Annotated in this window: 1 protein-coding gene; it reads left to right on the top strand. The window is 71.5% G+C overall.

The annotated features are described in order from the left end of the window. Positions 1-505 (top strand): RNB domain-containing ribonuclease (locus ASG29_RS12930; RefSeq protein WP_156458037.1); only part of this gene is annotated, 505 nt, incomplete at both ends.

The raw sequence follows: 505 nt of genomic DNA, 5'->3' as shown, positions 1-505 counted from the left end.
GGCGGCGCGCGACCCAGCCCCTCCACCACCGGCCTGCGGCCGGCGGTCCCCCTCCCCGAGCAAGCTCGGGGAGGATCTGAACGCGAGGACCTGACGCACCTGCCGATCGTCGCGATCGATCCGGCGGACGCGCGCGATCACGACGACGCGATCTGGGCCGCGCCCGACGACGATCCGGGCAATCCGGGCGGCTGGCGCGCGGTGGTCGCGATCGCCGACGTCAGTTTCTACGTCCGGCCGGGCAGCCAGATCGACCGCGAAGCGAGGGCGCGCGGCAATTCGGTGTACTTCCCCGACCGCGTCGTGCCGATGCTGCCCGAGGTGCTGTCGGCCGACGTCTGCTCGCTGAAGGAGGGCGAGGATCGCGCGGCGATGGCGTGCCACCTGACAATCGCGAAGGACGGGACGCTGAAGGCATGGCGCTTCACCCGCGCCGTCGTGCGGATCGCGGCGAACATCGCGTATGAGGATGCGCAGGCGGCGGTGGATGCTCTCCTTCCCGGAA

This window comes from Sphingomonas sp. Leaf412 (genome assembly GCF_001425405.1).
GTDB lineage: Bacteria > Pseudomonadota > Alphaproteobacteria > Sphingomonadales > Sphingomonadaceae > Sphingomonas.
This window is presented reverse-complemented; position numbering and strand designations above follow the sequence as displayed.